Annotated in this window: 19 protein-coding genes and 2 pseudogenes; 4 read left to right on the forward strand and 17 right to left on the reverse strand. The window is 39.3% G+C overall.

The window, feature by feature from the left end:
* The 3 genes and pseudogenes from ACFIMM_RS03325 to ACFIMM_RS03335 all read right to left on the reverse strand — a co-directional run.
* Positions 1 to 183: pseudogene (locus ACFIMM_RS03325) on the reverse strand (hypothetical protein); the annotation flags it as partial.
* Positions 184 to 235: 52 nt separating this feature from the next.
* Positions 236 to 757, reverse strand: coding sequence for a peptidoglycan-associated lipoprotein Pal (gene pal / locus ACFIMM_RS03330; RefSeq protein WP_375632039.1), 522 nt, complete (start codon positions 755 to 757; stop codon positions 236 to 238).
* A 204-nt stretch (positions 758 to 961) separates the two neighbouring features.
* The gene (locus ACFIMM_RS03335; RefSeq protein WP_375611764.1) at positions 962 to 1657 is read right to left on the reverse strand and encodes a DUF1013 domain-containing protein; all 696 of its coding nucleotides are present in this window, start codon (positions 1655 to 1657) and stop codon (positions 962 to 964) included.
* A 368-nt stretch (positions 1658 to 2025) separates the two neighbouring features.
* Here ACFIMM_RS03335 and ACFIMM_RS03340 point away from each other — a divergent pair, with 368 nt between their 5' ends.
* Positions 2026 to 2772: a YebC/PmpR family DNA-binding transcriptional regulator gene (locus ACFIMM_RS03340; protein WP_254492472.1), complete on the forward strand. Its 747-nt coding sequence runs from the start codon at positions 2026 to 2028 to the stop codon at positions 2770 to 2772.
* Between the two features lie 1076 nt (positions 2773 to 3848).
* On the opposite strand, the gene tolB is transcribed toward ACFIMM_RS03340, so the two are convergent.
* The 12 genes and pseudogenes from tolB to ACFIMM_RS03400 all read right to left on the reverse strand — a co-directional run bounded on the left by tolB (position 3849) and on the right by ACFIMM_RS03400 (position 15885).
* A complete protein-coding gene (tolB, locus tag ACFIMM_RS03345) occupies positions 3849 to 5174 on the reverse strand; it encodes a Tol-Pal system beta propeller repeat protein TolB (RefSeq protein WP_375638279.1) in 1326 nt (441 codons plus the stop codon).
* A gap of 38 nt (positions 5175 to 5212) precedes the next feature.
* Positions 5213 to 6553, reverse strand: a complete 1341-nt coding sequence (locus ACFIMM_RS03350) for a cell envelope biogenesis protein TolA (protein ID WP_375692612.1) — start codon at positions 6551 to 6553, stop codon at positions 5213 to 5215.
* 96 nt (positions 6554 to 6649) lie between these two features.
* The gene (gene tolR, locus ACFIMM_RS03355; protein ID WP_375627998.1) at positions 6650 to 7102 is read right to left on the reverse strand and encodes a protein TolR; all 453 of its coding nucleotides are present in this window, start codon (positions 7100 to 7102) and stop codon (positions 6650 to 6652) included.
* Between the two features lie 15 nt (positions 7103 to 7117).
* Positions 7118 to 7831 carry a protein TolQ gene (tolQ, locus tag ACFIMM_RS03360; RefSeq protein ID WP_375611760.1) on the reverse strand — a complete coding sequence of 238 codons (714 nt, stop codon included), beginning with the start codon at positions 7829 to 7831 and terminating at the stop codon, positions 7118 to 7120.
* A gap of 1720 nt (positions 7832 to 9551) precedes the next feature.
* The gene (gene ybgC, locus ACFIMM_RS03365; RefSeq protein ID WP_375611759.1) at positions 9552 to 9992 is read right to left on the reverse strand and encodes a tol-pal system-associated acyl-CoA thioesterase; all 441 of its coding nucleotides are present in this window, start codon (positions 9990 to 9992) and stop codon (positions 9552 to 9554) included.
* Positions 9993 to 10203: 211 nt separating this feature from the next.
* On the reverse strand, positions 10204 to 11298 hold the full coding sequence (gene ruvB, locus ACFIMM_RS03370; RefSeq protein ID WP_375613207.1) for a Holliday junction branch migration DNA helicase RuvB: 1095 nt from the start codon (positions 11296 to 11298) through the stop codon (positions 10204 to 10206).
* Positions 11299 to 11311: 13 nt separating this feature from the next.
* Positions 11312 to 11926, reverse strand: coding sequence for a Holliday junction branch migration protein RuvA (ruvA, locus tag ACFIMM_RS03375; protein ID WP_375611757.1), 615 nt, complete (start codon positions 11924 to 11926; stop codon positions 11312 to 11314).
* A gap of 13 nt (positions 11927 to 11939) precedes the next feature.
* Positions 11940 to 12455 (reverse strand): crossover junction endodeoxyribonuclease RuvC, encoded by a 516-nt coding sequence (ruvC, locus tag ACFIMM_RS03380; RefSeq protein ID WP_375613206.1) that lies wholly within the window; start codon positions 12453 to 12455, stop codon positions 11940 to 11942.
* Positions 12456 to 13446: 991 nt separating this feature from the next.
* Positions 13447 to 13581: a hypothetical protein gene (locus ACFIMM_RS03385; protein WP_375666270.1), complete on the reverse strand. Its 135-nt coding sequence runs from the start codon at positions 13579 to 13581 to the stop codon at positions 13447 to 13449.
* Between the two features lie 196 nt (positions 13582 to 13777).
* Positions 13778 to 14021, reverse strand: a pseudogene (locus tag ACFIMM_RS03390) (DUF1465 family protein); the annotation flags it as partial.
* Between the two features lie 22 nt (positions 14022 to 14043).
* Positions 14044 to 14562, reverse strand: a complete 519-nt coding sequence (locus ACFIMM_RS03395) for a DUF1465 family protein (protein ID WP_375692613.1) — start codon at positions 14560 to 14562, stop codon at positions 14044 to 14046.
* Between the two features lie 180 nt (positions 14563 to 14742).
* Positions 14743 to 15885 (reverse strand): OpgC family protein, encoded by a 1143-nt coding sequence (locus ACFIMM_RS03400; protein ID WP_375682639.1) that lies wholly within the window; start codon positions 15883 to 15885, stop codon positions 14743 to 14745.
* Positions 15886 to 16250: 365 nt separating this feature from the next.
* Between ACFIMM_RS03400 and ACFIMM_RS03405 the strand changes: the two genes are divergently transcribed.
* The 3 genes from ACFIMM_RS03405 (at position 16251) to ACFIMM_RS03415 (ending at position 17964) form a co-directional block, all read left to right on the forward strand.
* Complete coding sequence (locus tag ACFIMM_RS03405; RefSeq protein WP_375682640.1) at positions 16251 to 16913, forward strand: thiamine phosphate synthase; 663 nt, start codon at positions 16251 to 16253, stop codon at positions 16911 to 16913.
* A gap of 309 nt (positions 16914 to 17222) precedes the next feature.
* Positions 17223 to 17825, forward strand: coding sequence for a TIR domain-containing protein (locus tag ACFIMM_RS03410; protein WP_375692614.1), 603 nt, complete (start codon positions 17223 to 17225; stop codon positions 17823 to 17825).
* Positions 17767 to 17964, forward strand: a complete 198-nt coding sequence (locus tag ACFIMM_RS03415; RefSeq protein ID WP_375692615.1) for a hypothetical protein — start codon at positions 17767 to 17769, stop codon at positions 17962 to 17964. The genes ACFIMM_RS03410 and ACFIMM_RS03415 overlap by 59 nt, the downstream gene beginning before the upstream one ends.
* Positions 17965 to 18262: 298 nt before the next feature.
* On the opposite strand, the gene ACFIMM_RS03420 is transcribed toward ACFIMM_RS03415, so the two are convergent.
* Both ACFIMM_RS03420 and ACFIMM_RS03425 read right to left on the reverse strand, forming a co-directional pair.
* A complete protein-coding gene (locus ACFIMM_RS03420; protein ID WP_375683667.1) occupies positions 18263 to 18547 on the reverse strand; it encodes a type II toxin-antitoxin system RelE/ParE family toxin in 285 nt (94 codons plus the stop codon).
* Complete coding sequence (locus tag ACFIMM_RS03425) at positions 18525 to 18713, reverse strand: antitoxin (RefSeq protein WP_375611750.1); 189 nt, start codon at positions 18711 to 18713, stop codon at positions 18525 to 18527. Before ACFIMM_RS03425 ends, ACFIMM_RS03420 begins: the two co-directional genes overlap by 23 nt.
* Positions 18714 to 19246 lie beyond the last annotated feature (533 nt).

Consider the following 19246-nt stretch of genomic DNA (forward strand, 5'->3'; position numbering starts at 1 on the left):
TTTATCGGCTGCATCAGGTGCTTTCTTCACGTCATCAGTTGCCTTATCAACTGCATCAACTTTATCCGTATCATGTGCAGGATATTCGGAAGCCTTTCGTGCCGCACTTTGAACAAGTGAAGTAGAACAAGCTATGAAAACCCCCATATAAAAGAGTGTTTTCCAATTGATTTTACGATACATTCTTTTTTCCCCTTAAGAGCTTATTGAATAGTTGAAACAAACAATCTTCTTTTTAATGATTATTCATGTCACTCAACGTTGTCACAGCACGTCGATTTTGATTCCAACAGGAAATATCATCACATACTGCTACAGGTCTTTCTTTTCCGTAAGAAATTGTTTGAATCCGTTGTGCGGACACACCAAGAGACACCAAATAGTTTCGCACAGCAACAGCACGGCGCTGTCCAAGTGCCAAGTTATATTCACGTGTTCCCCTCTCATCAGCATGACCTTCGATCATAATAGAATAATAAGGATAATGAAGCAACCATTCTGCTTGGCGCGTTAAAATACGTTCAGCATCAGCATCAAGTGAAGAAGAATCGAGACCAAAAAACACGCGATCACCCACATTAACCGTAAATTCTTGTCCTGAACCTGGTGACATCTGATTCAAACCAGCATCATTCATATAAGCGCCATTCATACCGTTAAGTGCACCAACATTTTTTTTGCCACACCCACCCAGGCATAGTGAGAAAAGAAAGAGGATAGCTAAGGAATGAGAGATGGTTTTTTTGGTAGAGCGCATAGTCCGTTTCTCCTTGAATTTGGTAAAGAAGGGTCAATTCTTAAAAATATTTTTAAGAATAACCGTTAATTCCTAATGAAGACGAAATTTTTTCTGTTTTTTTTCGTCCTCATTTTTACTTTTGAGTCTCTGCCAATTTTTCTTCTCTTTGGCCATTCCTCTAACATTTCCATAAGAAATGTTTCCCTTATGCGTCATGGCTTTTTATGCATCATCTTGATCTTGACGATTTTTTTGCAGCGCGTTCAGCTTTGCAAAAACTTTATCAGCGTCAAAAGTCTTATGCAGATTTTCTTCACTCTCATTTTCCTCTAGAGCAGCGTTTTCCGTCACAGAAGCGGGAAGCAACGACCTATCTTCTTCTGCAGCAACAGGGCGATTTTTCGCCGCACGCTGGAGCTCAAAATCTAAATCGATTTGCGAACACAAACCAAGCCCTACAGGATCAAGAGGAACCAAATTTGCACTATTCCAATGGGTTCTAAGGCGGATTTGTTCAATTGTCGCTTTTGTTGTCCCAATCAACCGTGCAATTTGTGCATCTTTCAACTCGGGATGGTTCGTCACCAACCATAGGATACCATTGGGACGATCTTGGCGTCGAGAAAGAGGGATATAGCGCGCCCCTTTACGTTTTTTTTCAGGAATATGCACCCTAGATTGAGAAATTTTCAATCGTGCGTTTTGATCAGCCTCCACCCGTGCAATTTCACTGCGCGTCAATTGCCCAGAACTAATCGGATCTAAACCTTTAATACCATAAGCCGCATCACCATCGGCAATAGCTTTTACTTCCAAGACATGCAATTTACAAAATTCTGCAATCTGATCAAAAGAAAGAGCTGTATTATCAACCAACCAAACAGCTGTTGCTTTGGGCATCAAAAGTTGCGTTGCCATTTTTATAAATCCTCTTCTGCGCCTCTTCTATGAGGCAGGTTACCGCCCACTCAAGAGCACTGGAACTTTTTTATATGTTTAGGTCTCTCCAACCACTCCTAAAACAAAGCGCGGCATGGAATAAACCATTTTGCTATGAGATTACATTCTGTTATAGCGTTATTTTTGCTCAACGACAAGAGATCTCTCTTGTAATGATCCTCAACTAAGGTGTCTTTACCTTTAAGATGAATTTTCTTATAAAGGGTTTATTCGATTATTTCACCTCATGCTGTGGCACATTTATTCTGGTGGGATGCATGCTTTATCGCCTTAAATTCTAAGGAGTATCCAACTGGCAAAAAAGCCCTCAAATAGGAAGGAAAACTATGGCAGGCCATTCACAATTTAAGAATATTATGCACCGTAAAGGGCGTCAAGATGCAATGCGCTCGAAAATATTTTCTAAGCTTGCGCGCGAAATTACCGTAGCAGCAAAACAAGGTGCTCCTGATCCAGCCATGAACCCACGTTTAAGGCTGGCTGTTCAAAATGCCAAAGCACAATCGATGCCGAAAGATAATATTGAACGCGCGATTAAAAAAGCGTCAGGCGCCGATGTCGAAAATTATGATGAAGTACGCTATGAGGGCTATGGACCAGGCGGCGTTGCCGTCATTGTTGAAGCTTTAACTGATAACCGCAACCGCACCGCTTCAAATGTGCGCGCCGCCTTCACAAAATCAGGAGGAGCCTTAGGGGAAACAGGATCGGTCAGTTTCATGTTTAATCGGATTGGTGAAATAATCTATAAGCCAGAAGCAGGAACAGCCGATAACATCATGGATGCAGCAATTGAAGCCGGTGCCGAAGATGTGCAATCAGAAGAAACCGGACATCATATTACCTGCGCATTTGAAGATATTGGTGAAGTTTCCAAAACACTTGAAGCAAAACTTGGTGAAGCAGAATCGATTAAAACGATTTGGAAAGCCACCACCCTTGCACCAATAGATGAAGAAAAAGCTTTGTCCGTTTTACGACTAATTTCAACATTAGAAGAAGATGATGATGTGCAAAATGTTTATGCAAATTTTGATGTCAGTGATGAGATTTTGGCAAAATTGTCTGTATAATTCCCATCATTTGCATAAGCCCTCTCTTCATGCATGAGGGCTTCAAAAGCATCTGTCACCTCTCCTCTTTATCCGCATATATAAAAGCCCCGCGTCAATAGCGGGGAAAAGCTGTCAGTGCAACAAGAAAACCGCAATTAATTTCAGAAAACATAATCCCAAAAAGAAAGCATACAAAACTCTGTAGCCTCACGCCTTTCTTACATGCCCCAAAGATTATCCCTATATTCCTCTCTATTTGATCTTTTTGTTCTTTAAGATTAACCTCCTCTCTCCGCTCTCAAGTAATGAAATGATCTAGCCTCTAAACAATTAGGGGTTTCTTGACGTATTCCTATGACGAATCACTCATAAAATTCACTTGAAACTTAAGGCTCAACAAACATACACTCCCCTAAATATTCGCTACGCACTTAAAAAACACTTAGAATATATCAAGGAGGTTTATACGCCCTATATCCCCACACCTCAAAGGGCAGTGTTTTTACAACATCACAGAATAAAAATAAGCAAATGGAAAGCCAGAGCTGATTGTTTAGCAAAGTATTGTACAAAAAGCCGGTACATCTCTCTAATCCGTTGCGGATAAATTTTTGACTTTATGGCATTAACTTTATGGCATCGTATATTTCTAAAATAACGTCATTTATCTTAAAAATCTGTCCTTTTGCTCTTACCAATCAATCAATATTCAGATCTAAAACAACCGCGTACTTGAATAAAACACATCAAAGAGCAACAGCCCCCCTGACAAGAGGACTCTTCACAAACAAAATCGAAGAGGAAGTTTAAAAAAATATATATAGCGACACTTTGAATAAAAAGTTGAACTCTAGAGATCTTAGAATTTTCGGCTCTATTTTTTCAAGGTCTTGTTTTGAATTTTTTTAAGCATTTTCCCCCAAGGAAATTCCATTATCGATCAACAACCATAGATGATAGATGAAATCTACATAACTCCCCATACCCACTATAATCAATTCCTTCTTTTAAATAATTAAAAACTATTGAGATTGTTTAAACTTGAGACTGTATAGACTATATTCCTTCTATCTTCTGTTTTTAAGCATTTTGTTTTACTGTATATTGAGCAAAGGCGACCATGCTGGATCTGAAGCATCATTGGGGGTGGGTAATTGACGTTCATTGCGACCCGTAATATCAATCGTATAAATTTTTGGTCCCATACCGGGATTTTTGCGAAAGAACATCAGCACACGACCATTAGGGGCCCACGTTGGTCCTTCATTGTGAAACCCTGTGGTTAAAATTCGTTCTCCTTGTCCATCAGGGCGCATAACACCGATAGAAAATTGTCCGCTTAATTGTTTTGTAAAGGCGATATAGTCACCCCGTGGAGACCAAATAGGTGTTGAATAACTCCCATCGTTTGAAGAAATACGCTGAATATCACTCCCATCCGCATTCATTTTATAGATTTGCGGCTTTCCACTACGATCTGAAGAAAAGACAATTTGTTTTCCATCCGGTGAATAAGAAGCAGAAGTATCAATAGCAGAAGTTGTTGTAAGTCGCGTCATCGTACGGGTTCGTAAATCCATAGTGTAAAGATTGGCACTCCCATCATTTTGTAACAAACTCATGATAACTTTTTGTCCATCAGAAGAAAAACGCGGAGCAATTGTCATGTTATTAAACGTTCCGATCAACTCTCTTTGCCCCATTTCAATTTGTTGGAGATAAACATGAGGTACTTGATTGTCCTCGTAAGCCATATAGGTCAATTCTTGTCTTTTTGGTGAAAACCGCGGTGTAAGCACCAATTCACTTCCATCAGACATATAAATCAAATTTGCTCCATCTTGATCCATCATTGCTAAACGTTTAATGCGTGCATTTTGAGGACCTGTTTCATCGATAAAAACAATTCGTGTATCAAAATAACCACTTTCTCCTGTCATCTCACTATAGATCTCATCTGCGATCATATGTGCCACACGCCGCCAACGTTCTGTCGCAGTATAAAAACGCCGTCCTTTCAATTGTCTTTGTCCAAACACATCCCATAAACGAAAATCGACCCTCAAACGTCCATCGATTTCTCTCATGACTTGCCCAGTAACTAAACCTTGCGCTTTTATTTTCTGCCAAGAAGCAAAATGTGGTTGTTTATTAGGATTAGAAATGTTTTCAAAAAAATTTGCTTTATCAAGCGGTAAAAACAGCCCCGACCGTTCGAGATCGGCTGTCACCACAGCAGATATTTTCAACCCAATCGAATCATTGGAAATAAAGTCTGTAATTGCAATGGGAATGGGATTAAAATCAGCGCTCGAAATAGTTCCTTTCAATTGCGCATAACCCGATGAAATACTTGAAAGCCACACCCCACAAGTGACAATAAACCAAGCAAAAACTTTATGTCTCGTTATAGTCATCATGGAATGTGTCCTTTCGTTAAGCGCTTTTTTCTCGTTTATCATCTTATTTCTTGGAGGGGATCAACATTAAAGTCAAAACCTTGCCCCCATAGATCATATTGATCACGTGGGAGATCTGCATAAGGTTGGCATGAAAAGACAGCAGCATACACCTGCCTTATCATAATAGCTTGTTGACTCTCAAGGCCGCTTACGGGATCAATGATAGGATCGCCCACAACCATCCCTTCACGGTCTAAATAAAATCGCAACCGCACGACCGGACGATTTTTTAAATCGCCGCCAAGCGCCACAAGTTTAAGCTTCTGTTGAATACATCCCCCCACAATATTGACCAATGTTTGTGCCATTTTTGTGGTATCATTAATATTTTTTCTTGCACCCAAAGCTTCTGGTGTATGAGAACGTTTTGCTCCCCCTCCTTGTGACCGCGCACGATTGAGCAAATTATTTTCCTCCAGAGCTAAAATATCTTCAATGGTCTGTTTCTCTTGGTTTTTCTTGTTAAGCTTTGGCGTCTTTTGATTCAATGCAGCCTCATTCTTCTTTGGAAATTCTCCGTCAAACTTTGGTTTAAACTGTGGAAGAAGAGATTTTTCTGGAAGTACAATTTTGGGCGCTTGATGAACAATCTGCTCTGCTGGTACTTTTGGGACCGTTGGAGCCAATTCTTTTGGCGATATCATTTCTTCATTTTTGTGCGCAGGCTTGAGCGCAACCTTAGAGGCATCCTCCGGTGCCTCCAAAGGCATCTCAGGTGCAACCTTGGGCGCATCCTCCGGTGGTGCCTCCAAAGGCATCTCAGGTGCAGCCTTGGGCGCATCCTCCGGTGGTGCCTCCAAAGGCAACTCAGGTGCAGCCTTGGGCGCATCCTCCGGTGGTGCCTCCAAAGGCATCTCAGGTGCAGCCTTGGGCGCATCCTCCGGTGGTGCCTCCAAAGGCATCTCAGGTGCAACCTTGGGTGCATCCTCTGTTTTTGCTTCTAATAATTCTGGTTTTGTAAGTTCTGGTGCAGATGTTTCTGACGTGTTCTCGCTTGATGGTGGCGATGTTGTTTCAACGGGACGCGGCTTTTCCTTTGGTTGAAATGGTGCAAGACTATCTATTTGTCCCTCTCCAATATGGCGTGCATCTTCTTTCTCTTGTGGCTGCATAGTTGGTTTGACGGCAGGGATTGCACGGATAGGAGCCCTCACGGCTCCTTGTTGAGAGGAAAACTCGTCCACCAAAGGAGCAAGAGTGATGGGAATTGCTTCCAACGGTTGTGGTAAAGAGACAGAGTTTGTAAACTGAACGGCTCCCCAACTGAGAAAAATGACATGGACCACAAGGGATAAAGCCAAGCCTCGTTTCATACTATGATAAGAGTCTTTGTTCATTCTTTATGCCTTACATTTTTTCATTTTTAATCACTCTATGCTCTTTTAAAAACATCTTAAAAACAACCGGTTATGCACAATTTTATTACTTATTATTTATTGTGCTAAACTTGCTAACGCAACTTGAGAAAACCCCGCTTTTTGAATATCCGCCAGCAGTTTTAATACTTGCTGATATTCAACAGTTTTAGCAACCCGCACAAAAACCCGTTGATCTTTTTGTGTAGCATCTGCTTCCAGAAGAGTTTTCAGGTGTGCAATCAGGGCCTGTGACGTTTCATAGTAATCTTGATTAATGGCAAAGCGCCCTTGCGCGTCAAGTGAAACCGTAAGAGGTGTTTTTTGAGCTCGTACGGGACCCGCTTGACTACGAGGCAAATCTAGAGGAACACCGTTCACTAAAAGGGGGGCAGAGACCATAAAAATAATCAACAAGACCAGCATAACATCCACAAAAGGAGTGACATTGATCTCACTCATCAGTTGGCTTCGTGAATGATGCCGCCTACGTGTATTTTTGCGAGAAGAAGAAGCAACAGAAACGCCCATGGGATAAGATCCTTTTTATAAAGAGGAAGGTGCTGTGCGTGTTTCATCAATACGCCGCGATACAATTGTTGAAAATTCATCGGCAAAATTTTCTATTTGTGCAATGATGCGCGCACTTTCATGGGTCAACTTGTTATAAGCAATAACAGCTGGAATTGCTGCAAACAAACCAATCGCGGTTGCCAAAAGCGCTTCTGCAATCCCTGGCGCGACAATGGCAAGTGATGTATTTTGAGAAGCTGAAATAGAAAGAAAAGACTCCATAATACCAATAACTGTTCCAAAAAGTCCGATAAAAGGTCCCGCAGATCCCAGTGTCGCAAGAAAACTTAATTTTGATTCTATTTTTTCACTTTCACGTCCCAGCGTCAAATCCATAGCCTTATCAATTCTGCTCTGCAAACTTTTCGATGTATGGGTCCCTTTTTCAAGAGATTTTTTCCATTCAACCATTGCTGCCATAAAAACTGCGGATATACTATTGGTACGTTGACTTTTGCATGATGCATAAAGATCTTCTAGCGCTTTGCCAGACCAAAATGTACGTTCAAACTGCTTTATTTCACGCCGTATTCTCCGATACGTAAAAATTTTATCAAAAATAATTGCCCAACTCCAGATAGAAGCGAGCAGCAACCCGATCATAACACCTTTCACGATCCAACTCGCTTGCATAAACAAATGCAACATTCCAATTGTTTCTGGATTCGTTAGTTCTAAATGCGGCATAATTTTTGTCCCTCTAAATGAAAGATGCATTTTTAAAATTTATAAAACAGATTATTTTATAGTTTCTAAATTTAAGTAAAGACTCTAGTCTCACATAAATCCATGCGCTAAAACAAGACTTGTTTCTTAAATTTCCTTAAAAAGTTATGACGAGAGACATCCCTCAATGCACACCCCCCTCATTTCACAACAGCATTTATGAAAAATATAACGATAAGGATTTCTCCATAAATGCTATAAAAATAAAAGACATAAAAATGCATGATATAAAATCTATTATGCACCACCATCTTTACGCTTATGAAAAGAACGCTAAATCATCATACGCGTTTTAAGCTTAAAATACAGCGATAAGTCTTAGCACTTGAAAAGATTCATAAGAAGCATTTTATTCCTTTCTTAAGTATTTTTGTATCCACTCACCAACTCCGCTTGTGACATGTAAGAAAATGTTTTTGATTAATTCGCGGCAATAGAGCTTGAAAAGAAAAAATTTTACAAGTTTCAGAATTATCTGAAAGTGACAACGCAATGAATTATCATTGTAAATAAATATGTTATCATCATAAAAGATGACGCTTTGCCTCAGGCTATTGTTTCTCTCATTCTTTAATAAGATCACACCATCGGGAAAAAAAACGACACTAAACCACCCTACCACACCTCACAACAATGCGCCTCCCCCATGCACCCCCCCTATTATAAGTCCTATATAATCTAGTGTAAGTCTCATGTAATCTCATTGTGTTGTGAATTAGCCCCTTTCAATGCCTATCATCTCTCTGGCACCATGGTATAACGTACAAGCTTCCGTGACATGAAAAAAGCCTTTTCACGTCTTTACTTCATGAAAACCAGCTTCTTCGCTCTCTTTGCTCACTTGCGATATTTGATCATTATTGCATTGAAAATGATACATAAGGAACATTTTTACAATTTTTTCAATGATTTTTATTGCTCTCTTATGATGCGTAAGCAAATGATTTTAATTGTTTCAACATGAACAGATTTGAAATGTAAAGTATTTTATTCTATTCCTCTATTAGGGTTTGTACCCGTGAGAAGTGATAATTTATCTTTCTAAGTCAATATATTATATAGAATAATATGCTTTTGAAACTTTAAATCAAGAATGCATTTCTGCTTTGTATACATTGATCTCTCACTCATTTACTACGCTTAGAAGCGCACATAAAGTGATGCATTATAGATAGAAATGGATGAAACACGCGCTCTTGTGATGCCAAATGACAATCCAGTAAAAAAACAAATCAAATTGCTTAAAAACACCCTTTGGGTGTTTTTAAGACAATTTTCGACCTAATGGCTTATTATCACTTTATTGCAATATTGCGCTGGGTATGTGCATTTTTATAAAAATAAATCTTAATCCATTTTTATTTCTTTTTATATTTTGTACTTTTTCGCTGCTTTCCGATGCCAACAAACCTTTCTTCAAAAAAGAAAATATCTTGAGTTTATAGAAGAAAATGGATGATATGACATTGTTTTTGAATCATAACATGGATAGGGCGTGTTTAATTTTGTGGGATATCATCTTCAATTTATTGTAGTTATTGTAGCAGAGGTGCTTTCTTTTGCTGTATCGTGTAACCTTGTTAGAAAACATCTAGGCTATGATAAATGTATAGTCTTAGATTATAGATTACTTTATATCTGCTGATCTCTCCTGAAGCGGCTGTTTCAATGAATAACACTTTTAACCAAGCATTTTTGCAAAAAGTTCTTTGGGTAAACGTCGCGGTTTTGCCTCCTCATTAATCAGAGCAATTTCAACTTTGGCTGTTACCAACGTAGTCATCTCATGCAAAATAGATTGCTCCATAAAAAAGCGGGCCCCTTGGATATGAGTAACACGTGTTTTAACGACTAAAAGATGATCAATTTTAGCGGGTCTTGAAAAATTAATTTCCATATGACGAACAACAAAAAACAGTTTTTCCCCCTCACCCCCTGCTGCTAACATCTTATTATTAAAACCGGTATCCCGTAAAAACTCTGAACGTCCTCGTTCAAAAAACTCAAGATAACGCGCATGATAAACTACACCGGAAAAATCTGTATCCGCAACATAAACGCGGACCTGAAAATTATGAAAAGCGTTTGTATGATTGCTCTTAAAAGGTGTTATTTCTGTCATCGACTTCATATCCCATAAAATCATCTAATATAGCAAATTATCTATCAATCAAAAGATTGAACACATTTTTGTGTTGAAGTTGTGAAAAGCAAAAAATCTTTAATAGTGCCAAACCTTTTTAGCCAGAATATGCTAAAAGAAGGCACGTCTCTTGTATTTTATGACCTTGCTATAAAATATTCACATAGTTTCTTTTAATAAAGAGAATGTCTTAGTCATCTTCCCCATCCCATAAAGATGTCTGAAGTGATGAATTGTCTTGAGCATCAGAAAGTTGAGAACGCCTTTGTATAGACGTTGTAGAGGCTGGAGCAGAAAGCCCTAAATGGCTCCAAGCCTTTTCAGTTAGAATGCGTCCACGAGCGGTTCTTTGAATAAAACCTTGTTGGAGCAAATACGGTTCAACAATATCTTCAATGGCATCGCGTGGTTCTGATAAAGCAGCAGCAATCGTTTCAATCCCCACCGGTCCCCCTAAAAAAGTTTCCGCAATCAGGAGCAAGTAGCGGCGGTCAAGCGGATCAAGCCCAAGATGATCAACCTCAAGGCGCGAAAGGGCTTCATCGGCGATTTTTTGGTCAATTTGTTTTGCCTGTTTAACCAGAGCAAAATCACAAACGCGCCGTAAAAGCCGTCCGGCAATACGAGGCGTCCCGCGTGCTCGGCGTGCAATTTCATGAGCACCATCATCACTGATCTTAACGGCAAAAAGTCGTGCATTACGCTGCACAATATATTCCAATTCTTCTATCGTATAAAAATTGAGACGAATTGGGATGCCAAAACGGTCTCGTAGAGGTGTGGTTAAAAGCCCCAAACGTGTGGTTGCTGCCACCAAAGTAAATTTAGCCAGATCAATTTTCACCGAGCGTGCGGCCGGCCCCTCCCCAATGATCAAATCAAGTTGATAATCTTCCATGGCTGGATAAAGAATTTCCTCAATCGCCGGATTTAAGCGATGAATTTCATCAATAAACAAGACATCACGTTCTTCAAGATTGGTCAAGAGAGCGGCTAAATCTCCTGCTTTAGCGATGACCGGCCCTGAAGTAGAGCGAAAATTAACGCCTAATTCTTTTGCCATAATCTGTGAAAGCGTTGTTTTTCCCAACCCCGGTGGCCCTACAAACAAAACGTGATCCAGCGCTTCTTGCCGCGTTTTTGCTGCTTCAATAAATATTTTTAAATTAGCCCGCGCCGCTTCTTGACCAATAAAGTCATCGAGAACTTGTGGCCTCAAGGAACGATCTGGATCGTTAGGAAGGGGGGCGGAACCCAGAAGGCGTTTATCTTCATCTTTATGCATTGTTACCTTGATTTTAAGTAGGAGAAGAAAGCAATTTGAGACTATGGCGGATCAGCAGGGCAGAAGAAACAGTTTCCCCCTCAAGAGCATTCATCGCAAGAGCAAGAGCACGAGATGCATGCTCCCGTTCAAACCCTAGCTTCATCAACGCGGAAAGCGCATCATGCGCAGGTTGATTGGTCATCTCACGCTGAGAAACCGAAACAGTCTTGACAGCTTGTTCAAAGGGGAGTGTTTTACTTTTCAGTTCACCCACAATTCTTTCACTGACTTTTTTACCAACGCCTGGCGCTCGACTAATCATCGCAACATCGTTTAAAGCAATAGCCTGTGCAAGTTCATCTGGCGATAAAGTACCCAAGATTGCCAAAGCAACCTTTGCCCCTACTCCAGGAACATTTTGTAGAAGACAAAACCACTCCTGTTCAGCTCTTGTAGCAAAACCAAAAAGGCGGATTGCGTCTTCCCGAACATGCGTTTCAATAAAAAGGCTTAACGCCTCCCCAACAGAGGGTAAAGAAGGACGCAGCCGATTTGACACAAAAACAACATACCCCACACCGTGAACATCAAGAAGGATATGATCATCAAAGATATGTTCAAGAGTGCCCTTTAATTTGCCAATCATGCTTCCACCCCACTCATATCGCCATCCTTGCCTGATAAGATCGGTCAATACTGTTACGGTGCATACTATGACAAAGAGCAAGAGCAAGAGCATCAGCCGCATCACTGCTATCAAATTCAGCCCGTGGGAGGAGAACTTTGACCATCATATGGATTTGTTCTTTAGCCCCATGTCCAACCCCAATAACTGATTTTTTCACTTTGTTGGGCGCATATTCAAAAACAGGAAGATTTGCTTGCGCAGGAACCAGCAGTGCAATTGCACGCGCTTGGCCAAGTTTTAAAGTTGCTGTAGCATCTTTGTTGACAAATACATGTTCTACAGCGGCTTCATGGGGCATAAATTGATGCACAACCTCTGAAAGACCTTTGTGGATCTGACATAGTCTGGAAGCCAGCTCACACTGTACATCAGAAGAAACCGTCCCTGCTGCAATAAACTGAAGACGATTACCCGCAACATCGATAACGCCCCACCCTGTACGCCGTAATCCGGGATCAATGCCTATAATACGAATCGTCTCTGCCATAAACTACAGTCTATACACTTTTCCCCCCTGTGAATAAAGATGTGAATAAAGACAAGACCACAAAGAAACCAGCAACCCAAGACAAAACCAGTAAAAAGATAATCATATCCCCCAAATTTATACAATTATAACACACAACGAACAGCATCTTTATGGAATACACTTTATGAAGCATAACTGAAATCAATCAAAACCATTCACACATCACAAGCAAGCACCTTATCAAGCACCCTCTAAAGCATAAAAATTCCCTTTCTGTATCATTTCCAATGCCATAATGGTTAAACATCGCAAACGAGAAAATAGATCAGTGCTGGATTGCACATTCATAAGTATAAAGAGGCTATGCAATGAATAGTATACACTTTACGGAAACTTTTTACATTATAGCATGACGCTACCACAATAACTCAACACATTGATTTACAAAGATAATTAATTATTTTGTATGTTGCATAAGAATCCCGAATATCCTAAGATTTTCTCATTACAAATCTGTTTATATTGAAGCAATCAAAACCATTCTCTTACATATGAAACGTGGGATTGCCGTATAGAGTGAAACTGTACAAGACAGGACTAAAAATGCCTCTAATGAATTGTCTCAAGTTCCAAAAGCTGTTGCAACATTGGGGACTGGCAAAGATGATGATAGTGCCGGCTTTTTCCTTTGCAAGCGTAAAAATGAGAGAGGCTCAACGAATGTGAATAAGAACTGAGAGGTGTTTTTGAGTATACTCATCACACCACAATGACATTGCATATAGAGGGACATTGCATGGGGGCACAGGGAACCCATGGGGCATTCATTATATGGCACTTTATTTTGGATATTTTACTTTACGCGAGGGAAAATACCTTCCATTCAAGACAAAAGAAGCCCAAAAACTGTAACAATGTGTATCATCCTCATTAACACACACTTTACAGCAGCTTTATAGGCATAAATTATAGAGCACAAATAAATTGATGTACAAGCCCCTACTCTATCTTAGAGCCAGATCATTATCAGAGCCAAAACAAAATCACACGATAGATCAACAGAAAGTGTTCCAGCTGCAATCAACCAAAGCCGATTTCCCACAAAACCAACCATACTCCATCCCATGCCATAATTTACAATCAATACCTATACCCTTCAGCTATAAGCTCAAGATATTTCCTACGCTCAAATAAAATTAGGCAGAAAAAAGCACTCTAGATTAGTTTTAGTTGTGAAATTTCGGTTGTAAAAAAATGGGTATACTGCTCTAAATATCGCAAGAAAGAAGCAAGGAGCTATTATTCTCAGCACGCCCAAAGGCTGTTTTGAGCAATTCGATTTATTTTCCCACTGGATTATCATCGCTTAAACTACAGCCGCCCCTTATTGACCAGAACGCTTAAACTACAGCAGCATCTCTAAATGAAAAAAATGCGCGCTTCTAAACGCAATGAATGAGAAACAAATTGGCGAAAAATTTCTGGCAATTCATGCCAATTAGGGGTTTCAAGTTCCAATGTCGGTGTATGAAGTGACACTTTTACAATTTCTTTTTTTATTTGTTCTGATGACATTTCTCCTTCGCACAAAGCAAGGGGAGTCCCTCTAAGAACGCCCAAAGGCTGTTTTGAGCAATTCGATTTGTTTTCCCACTGGATTATCATCTTCTAAATCACAGGAGGCCGCAGTTTCCCACCCAGCACGCATATAGGTTATCCGCGCTTCTAAACGCAATGAATGAGAAACAAATTGGCGAAAAATTTCTGGCAATTCATGCCAATGATGGGTTTCAAGTTCCAATGTCGGTGTATGAAGTGACACTTTTACAATTTCTTTTTTTATTTGTTCTGATGACATTTCCCCTTCACGCTCTGCGCGAAGAAGAAGGAGTTGAGAAGCGATTTGCATAAGTCGTGTACTTAAATACATAGCCTCTTTTGCATAGATTGCAGAAACCTCTGCCGAAAGAGAGCGTGCTACTAATTTCCCTTCTGAGTCAATATACGCTGCGGTTTTTTCAATCAGCGCCATTGTTTCTTCATAGAGACGATTAAAAGCATTTTCAAAAGCATTATGCTCAATCATGATAATAGGTTCATCATATGGACGTTTATGTACACTCACGCTTTTATACTCCAAGTATCAGCACAAAATTATACCACTCAACGAACAGAGTATTAAAAAGTTTCTTTTGTTGCTGTATAGAACGCTTTTTTTTAAAACTGCTACCTCTTTTAATTTTTTTGCGCAACGCACTTTTTATACTAAGGTTAACGTGCCCAACAAACACTATAGGAATGTTTTTTATAAACGGATCATTTTCCTTGAAAATGACCACTGCCAAGATTGCCGTTTTTCACAATAATAAGCGACTCCAAATTGCAAAGCAATACCCGTTATTATTAAGAGGGTATCGGAAAAAAACGTTTCTGTCATCACTGTTTTTATAATTTGTCCAAACATCGCAAAAATGGTTCCCGTTACAAAGACCGGTAAACTATGTTTTCCTAAAATTGCTAAAGGATGTTTCTGAGAGACATAAAACCATTTATTGATGCGCGGCAAAGAAAGAATGAGAAAGGCTAATGCAAGAACATGGAGTAAACGTGGCAAGCTTAAAAAGGTTTTATTAAAGTTCAACAATGGGGAAGACCAGCCAAGCCACCCCAAAATGCCCCACCAGTTTAAGCGAACCCATAACAGCGCCAACAAGAGATACGCTGCCGCACAAACAATCCAAAAAGACTGAAAAGCGATTTTTTTTCCTTGTTTAAGCGCTAAAGTACTGGTCAATCCTATGACAAATAAGAATTGCCAAGACAAAGGATTTAAAAACCACTTTCCCTTTAAAGGATAAGAAGGAGGAGCAATTTTATAAAATCCGCAGATAAGATACAGTGTAAAGGAGCCCAAAAGCAGCCATTTTGTCTGCTTACAACTCAAATAAAGGATAAAAGGCGCAAAAAACATCAAAACGATATAAAGAGGAAGAATATTATTATATCCCAATTGATGCCCAAAGCTTAAGGTACTCAAAAATGCGATACTAGGCTCTTTAAAAAAGAGTCCCACATTGTTCATCGATAAAAGTTTTTCTGTTCGCCATAATAAAAAGGCAGCAAAAAAAAGACTTAACGTGACAAAAGTAGTAAAAAGATATGCACCATAGAGCTGCAGAGCTCTGTACCAAAGTTTTCGGATAATAAAAGCAAAGGATTTTTGCTGTAATCGTCCATGAAAGCTTAACCCAAGAGCAATCCCTGAAAGCAAAACAAACACTTCTGCACAATCAGAAAAACCGAAGTTTCTATGAGTAAAAGACTCATAGATCGTTCTGGGAATATGGTTGATGAAAATCGTCAATAAGGCCAAAGAACGAAAAACATCAATGCGTGTATCACGATGAGAAGGTTGAGTATTATGCTCAAGAATACCTTGGTATTTCATCAGTGGACTCCCACACGTTGCACCCCCCTTGAAGTCCCATAAAAATGGTGCTTACCCTTATTGCCAACAAGCATGAACAGGATGAAATTTTAATTTTTAAGAGTCAAGTTTCATTTTAAGCGTTTATTTTTTTAAAAGCAAAAGTTTTTTAAAGGCAAAAGAACGAAAAGCGTCCATACGTGTATCACAACAAAAAGGCGACATATTATGCTTAAAAACACTCTCATTTCTCATAAACAGGCTTCCACACACCCACAAATCCTTTAAATTACGTGAAAATGGTGGTCACTTTCATCGCAAATAAGCATAATAGAATGAAACTTTAATTTTTAAGCGTTATTTTTTCTAAGAAACAGGGATTTGACATGACAGAACAAAAAAATAAACCAATTGATCCACCTCTTTTCCCTCAGTTGATTTTAACACTTGATGTTCGGCGCAACACCCCACACGCATTATTGCGGCAAATTTTGCAAACAAAGTCTTTTGCATGCGTCATCCTCTATGATTCTGAAAAGTTGAAAGATGATAGCTCTTTTTTACAACAACAAGCGCAAATTTACGCAGAAGATATTCAACATCATGACGCAGCCCTTCTCATCGCTGATGACAGCCGCATTGCTGGGCGTATAAAGGCTGATGGATTGCACATAGAAGATGATCTTAACGCTCTTGAAAGCTTCAAAAATCAGCAAAAGGAACAAAAAATCATAGGCTTTGGCAATTTACGCAATCGCCATAGTGCTATGCTTGCAGCGGAAACAGGTGTTGATTATCTATTTTTTGGCAAATTAGGGGCTGATAAAAAACCCCATGCGCACCCCCGCAATCTCCAGTTAGCAACATGGTGGGCAGAGATTATGGAAATCCCTGCTGTTGTGCAAGCAGGAAGCGATTTTTCAACCTTTGATGAAGCCTTAAAGACTGGATGTGAATTCATTGCTGTAGAAGAAGTCATTTTCGGGAACGACAATCCCTTAATACTGCTTAAAACAATGCAAGAAAAATGTAAGGACACCCCCTTGTAATATAGGAGAAGAATTTATAAATAAAACGTTAACTTTTGTGTTTCTTATAGAGAACATAATGATATATAAAAATAGGAGAAAAATTCGTTTCGTTTATTCATAATTCAATCAGATCGCTTCATCACGCAGTAAAATTTCCCATCATTTAGTCAAGTTTTCCCACGTTTCAATCAATTGAATGGAAGGTGACTGTCTTTTTTTGTGCATAGTATAAGAAAATGAAATCATAGCGCTCTTTAAATTCAAATAGTTATAAAAATAAACCACCATTTTATATTAATAGCCAGCAATATTGAAAGAATACAAACAGTGAAATATAGCGGAACCGTCGAAGACCTTAAAGATATAGTTAAAACAGCTGGATATAAAATCATAGAAATTAAGTCTCTATCACTTAATTCTTCTAGAGGATATCAGATCAAAACCTGCGAAGGAGGCGTTATTAATTGGTATGAAAGCACAGGAAAACTTCAAGTTCAAGGCAGCGAAAACATAAAACAAAAGTTAATAGAAGATTTAGCAAAGCATATAGAAGAAACATCAACGATTCTTCTCTCAAAAATGGCTTCCAATACCTCAAATAAAAAAATCTTTATCGTTCACGGTCATGATCGTACTGCCCTAAAGCAACTTACATCTATTCTTAATGATTTTAATCTTGAACCATACATTTTACAAAATACGAGTGGTAATGGCTTAACCATCATTGAAGCTTTAGAAAAAGGAATCTGTAGCGATTTCATAAAATTTGGTATTGTGCTGCTTACTCCCGATGATATAGGCTATGCTAGATCTGACAGAGAAAAAAAAAGAACAATTTCGTGCACGACAAAACGTTATTTTCGAAATGGGCATGTTAACCGCTGCACTTTCTCGCAAAAATGTCGCTATTCTAAAAAAACAAGACCTTGAACTCCCTTCAGATTTTGGTGGGCTTAAATACATTCCTTTTAATGAACACGTAAAAGAAACACTTCCGGATCTTATTGATCGACTATGTGAAGTTGGCTACAATTTAGATGCAAAAAAATTTGCTACAGCATCACGTTAAATTTGAATAATGCTTATGTTTATTTTTTAAAGCGCACGCCTAAAACCACGTAGCATCCCACCACATTCCACAGACACACCCATTCTATAGGCTCAAAGAAACGATCCACCCCCCACTCTTATTCAAACAGCAAGCGATTGTGCAAATTTTAATGAAGAGACCGCGCGTGAATTCACTACCGTAGAAGAAATCATTTTAGTCTCTTTGATAAACGCGGGGCTGTTGTCATAATTTTGATGGACTTGCAAAGTTTAAGAGGCAGCCTCTCATTAGATTAAAGAAAAATAGGAAATTCACGTCAGGCATGTACTACAGCTACAATTTCGATTTGATGTGCAGCTACTCGATACAATATAAGGTAATTTGGATGCGCTACAATTTCTCGTAATCCTAATACCTTCTCACTCTGTCTGTATAAATATGGATGTTCAGCCAATGGCAGTACAGATGCTTCCAAAAACCTTTTCATTCGGCGCGCAGCAGATGGTTTCTCGCGAGCAATATAGGTAACATCTGACGCAAATTGTCGCGCGCCGAAGACAATCAAACAACCGGAAGCATCACTTGTCCTGTTCAGCTTCAAGCTGACTGATTATAACTTCCATTTCAGCCATAACCTCATCATGCGGAATAGGAGGATATGGATTTGCAAGACTGCTCGCTACCTTATCGCGCAGCCATGCAGTGTAGCTGCTTTCCTGTTCAACGGTTTCGAACTCTGAAATTAGCGGAGAAAGGGTGGTCTTCATAATATATGTCCTTTCTATTCCTGAATATTGGAGATAATTACTCTTGTCTATGTTGTCAATACTAGAGAATTGAAAATGTTTAACTTTTAAGCGTCCAAAGTTCTTTTGATCTTAAACCTTAAGGCTTTTTAACCCTCTCAAAAAACACGGGGGCTAATGTCATGATTTTGACAATCATTCCAGAGAGATTTAAGAGGAAGATAGCCTCTCATTAAAAAACAAATTTTGTAAGTAAAAAACTATTTTTATTGTAAATTTCCTGAAATTACTTTATGAATTAAAAGATGTTTTGGTCGCATACGCAACGACCAAAAGGGAACTGAAAACCCTAGATCCGAGCGTAAAAATAAACCCACTCCTGTGGGTATCCCGGAATTCCGGGAGATTTTGCTATGTCCAGGTGCTTCTCAGCACTAAAAGCAAAATGCTGACTCGGATTCAGTGTTTTCAGACTCCCGGAATACTCATGCGAGGGCGCTCGCAACCGGCGGGGAAAAATGCAATCTCAAAATCTTAATATTGATCTTTTTATT

It is taken from the genome of Bartonella sp. AP258QHHD, assembly GCF_042196145.1.
Classification (GTDB): domain Bacteria; phylum Pseudomonadota; class Alphaproteobacteria; order Rhizobiales; family Rhizobiaceae; genus Bartonella.